2 protein-coding genes are annotated in these 4657 nt (G+C 61.0%); both read right to left on the reverse strand.

What is annotated here, in order from left to right:
- Positions 1–229 (reverse strand): beta-ketoacyl synthase N-terminal-like domain-containing protein (locus D5S18_RS36440; RefSeq protein ID WP_147404127.1); only part of this gene is annotated, 229 nt, incomplete at its 3' end.
- A gap of 136 nt (positions 230–365) precedes the next feature.
- Entirely contained in the window at positions 366–4652 is a 4287-nt protein-coding gene (locus D5S18_RS24805; protein ID WP_282434875.1) for a type I polyketide synthase, read from the reverse strand.
- Between the last annotated feature and the right edge of the window lie 5 nt (positions 4653–4657).

Consider the following 4657-nt stretch of genomic DNA (forward strand, 5'->3'; position numbering starts at 1 on the left):
CCCAACCACGATCACCAGGAAACCCCGAGATCACATCCCGCCCCCGCGACACCACAGACCACAGATCACCCGCAGACCGCACCCCACCCGGAAACCGACAACCCACACCCACAATCGCAATCGGCTCGTGCGCGATCTCGCGCAGGCGCGCCACCTCTTGGTGGAGCCGCTCCCTGTCTTTGAGCGAGGCACGGAGCGCTTCTGCGAGGCCATTCGTTGTCGAATTCATCTAAGTCCCTTTGATCAGTACAGCCATCGAAGCCGAACTCCAAACAGCTAATCGCTCATTCGATTGACGCACCAGAGCCGCTCACTCCCCCGACTAGCGAGTCGAATGGCCCTCGCAGCGTCCTTCCGGTCTGCCCTCAGTAGTCCCCCGACCACGGGGACTCGTGAGCGAGTTGAATTAGCGCCTCATCATCCATCTCATCGATTTCCTGAACCACCGGTCGAGCTATTTCACCGCGCTGGAGGTCATGCCGTTCTGGTATGCCGATGTCGCCCTCTGGCGCGGTCGAGTCGAGGAGGCCGCACAGATACCGCGATACCGCTTGTACAGTCGGATGGTCGAATGCGAACGTAGCCGACAAGGGAAGTTCGGTCGCTGTGGACAGTCTGTGTCTGAGCTCGATCGCCATCAGCGAGTCCAATCCGATTTCACGGAACGGAGCATCCGAATCTATTGATTCGCCCGGCCTGCCGATAACCGCAGCTATATTCGCGACAAGAAGGTCGTGCACAGCCCGTTCCCGTTCCCGCCCTGTCTTAACGCGCAATTCGTGGGCACTTGAGCGATCAGGATTCGGTTGTTCTTGGGAAGCGTTGCTGTTCAGACGCTTCGCCGTCAAACTCCGGAAGACTGGCGAAAGTGTCGCAACATCTCCCAGCTTCGCCGCGTCGATCCCTGCGGGAACCAGGCACGGGCGGTCATAACTCAGCGATGCGTCGAAGAGAGCTAGTCCATGCGCGTTCGACAATCCGGTGATGCCTTGGCGGGAAATACGTTCACGGTCCACCCCGGTCAGATGAGCAGTCATGCCGCTTCGGTCGTCCCACAGACCCCAAGCCAACGATATCGCAGGCAGACCTATGTCTCGCCGGTGGCAGGCGAGACCGTCCAGGAATGCGTTCGCTGCGGCATAGTTCGCCTGACCCACGCTTCCAATGGTCCCCGCCGCCGCGGAGAAGAGGACGAATTTCTCCAGTTCGAGCTCCATGGTGAGCTGATGCAAATGCCAGGCTGCCGAGGCCTTCGGCCGAAACACCATTTCGATACGCGAGGCGTCCAGCTCGGAGATGACCGCGTCGTCGATCACTCCGGCCGCGTGTACGACCGTTGTAACACGATACCGGGTTGTCAGGTTGCGAAGCATGGCTGCCAGCGCTTCACGATCCGAGACATCGCAGGCCAGGATCTCGACATCCGCACCGAGACGCTTCAGCTCGGACGCAAGCTCGGCAGCGCCGTTGGCGCTCGGTCCCCGTCGACTGACCAGGATCAGCCGTGGAACGGAATACCGTTCCGCAAGGTGACGGGCCACCTGCGCACCGAGAGTGCCTGTGCCACCGGTGATCAGCACTGTTCCGTGAGGATCGAATGACGAGAGTGCGTCTGATGTCGCTCGAACCCGCGCCAGTCGCGGAACGAGGCGTTGACCTCGCCTGACCACAAACTGAGGCTCGGGCGTGTCTTCCGCAAGGTATCCGGGGAGCGCCCGCAGTGAATCTTCTTCATCGTCCACGTCGACCAGCACAATCCGGCCTGGATGCTCGGCTTGTGCCGACCGAACGAGTCCCCAAACCGCTGATTGCGCAGGCTCCCCCGCCGACTCGTCCAGTGGAACAGCCATACCCCGGGTGACGAGGACCAGCCGGCACGACGTCAACATCGGCTCTGACAACCACTCTTGGATAGCGGCCACCGCCGACACTACGGCTCGGCTCGCAGCCGTACCGGCATCGTCGCGAACTCCGTGTTCGCACTGCATAAGCACCAACTCCGGGATATCACCCCCGCTTCGGACTGCGGCCGTCAAAGCCGACATGGACTCATAGTTGGACCCAGAGAAGGCCAGATCCGCCGCAGCGACGCCCATCCATCCACTCGGCCAATCGACGTACGACGAAGCAGTCGGAGTTGTGTTCCAGGTGATTTCGTACAATGAATCGATCTGGTCGATGCCAGCAGAGCTACGCAATTGCTCGCCGGAGACGGCGAGCAGGACCATCCCACGGATAGTTCCGACGACCTGGCCGGAATCGTCGAAGAGCGTTATCGATACGCCTTCTTCACTAGACTCGGCTATTCGAACCCGTATTGCCCGCCGACCCTGCGCTCTGATGGCCACACCCCGCCACATGAAAGGAATGCGCGGACGAGCGTAATCCGTGCCTTCATCGGCAACCAGGCCGGATAGGGTCTCTGGTGCCCCGTCGACACCGAGTGCATGCATCGTTGCGTCGAACAGGGCTGGATGCAGATCGAATGAGCCGGAGTCGAGAGAATCGGCATATCTGATCTCCGCGAAGATCTCGTCGTCGCGTCGCCATACCTTCCGCAACGAATGGAAGGCAAGTCCCCAGCCGTAGAATCCTTTTCGAGCGACGCTTGGATAGTAATCCTCACTATCGAGTGGCTGTGCCCCCTCCGGCGGCCACGTCGCTACGGCGATCTCTGCGGTCACAGTAGCGAGATGATCTGGCACACTGACAATTCCGCGTGCGAGGGTGACCCACGGCGCCCCTGGACTGCGCTCTGCGCGGCACCGCAACGAGAACTCTCGCCTGTCCGCTCTGTCCGGCCCCAGTATATGCAGCTGAATCTGTACGAAAATCCCGGACGGCAACACAAGGGGTGCGTGGTGAGTCAGCTCCGCGACTTCGGTGCAGCCCACCTGCCTTCCTGCCCAAGACACCAACTCCACCCAGGTTGTGCCCGGCACAACAACTCTCTCGTGCACAATATGATCGAGGAGCCAAGAATGCCGTTGCGTCGAAATCTGGCCTTGATAAATCACACCGCCGTCCTCCAACTCGACCGATGCGTTTATCAACGGATGACCGGTGCGGGAGCTCGTATCCAGCGAGCCGTCCAGCCAGTACGTTTGGTGTTGAAACGGATATGTCGGTAGGTCGATTCCACTGTTGGCAGGGTAAAATCCGACCCAGTCCACAGCAACACCGCGAATTTGAATTTTGGCGAGTGCGGTGACCACCGTTTTCAGTTCGGACTGCTTCTTCCGCAGCAGCGGTATCGCCGCGAGTTCGTGCTGGTTGACGAACGAGGAGAGCGTGGCATCCGGACCGAGCTCAAGGAAGCGGGTGACGCCGAGACCGCGAAGCGTCTCGACTCCGTCGTGGAAGCGCACCGTCCGTCGAAGGTGTTCCACCCAGTAATCCGGCGAACGCAATTCATCGATGGTGGCGACAGCTCCCGTAACATTGGAAATGATCGGTATGGTCGGCTCGCCGTATTTCAGGCCTGCCGCTACTTCCCGAAAATCTTCGAGGATCGGGTCCATGCAGGCCGAGTGGAATGCGTTGCTGACGGTCAGCCGACGCGTCTTGTGACCACGCTGCTCCAAGACGGCGGCGAGTTCGAGAACGCTTCCTTCCGCACCGGAAATGACAACAGAGAGACTTCCATTGACGGCCGCCAACGATACCTCGTCATTCAGATACGGGACGACATCGCCCTCGGCCGCCACGACGGCCGCCATGGCACCGCGTGCGGTCAGGCCTTGCATGAGGCGTGCACGTGCCGCAACAAGGACGGCGGCGTCCTGAACAGATAGCACGCCTGCGACGTGGGCCGCAGTGATCTCACCGATCGAATGACCGATGAGGTAGTTTGGCTCGATGCCCCAGTGTCGTACCAGCCGGTAGAGGGCTGTCTCAAGAGCGAATAGCGCAGGTTGGGTGTAGCCGGTCTGATGCAGCAGGTCTCCGTCCTCGTCCCACATGACATCCTGGATACGCTGGCCGAGCTCGGCGGACAGATAGCCACACACCTCGTCAAGCGCGTCAGCGAAGACCGGAAACGCGTCGTAGAGCTCACGTCCCATGCCCGAGCGTTGAGCTCCCTGTCCGGTAAACATGAACGCGGTCTTCCCAACGCCTGCGACACCGGAAACCACGTTCGCGACCAGCCGGCCATCGCGGAAGGCAACGAGACCCTTCCGGAAGTCGTCGAGCGAGCTGCCGACCACTGCCGCTCGGTGCTCGAATTGCGTGCGCGTAGTCGCCAACGCACACCCGACAACTCCTGGACTGACGTCCGCAGCCGCCAGTGCGAGAAGTTGTTCCGCCTGAGATCTCAACCCCGCCTTTGTCTTCGCGGAGATCACCCAGGGCAGGACCGCCGGCGCCGTTTCGTTCGGCAACTCCGCCGCTGGCTCGCGTGCGGGTGCCTGTTCGAGAATGACATGTGCGTTGGTACCGCTGATACCGAACGAGGACACCGCTGCTCGTCGGGTTCGCCCGTCCTCGCCCCACGGAGTGGACTCGGTCAACAACCGCAATCCACCACTCGACCAATCCACATGCGGAGTCGGCTCATCCGCATGCAACGTCGGCGGCAGCACCCCATGCCGCATCGCCATCACCATCTTGATCACACCAGCCACCCCCGCAGCCGCCTGAGTGTGACCGATATTGG

Source organism: Nocardia panacis, from assembly GCF_003598715.1.
Classification (GTDB): Bacteria; Actinomycetota; Actinomycetes; order Mycobacteriales; family Mycobacteriaceae; genus Nocardia; species Nocardia panacis.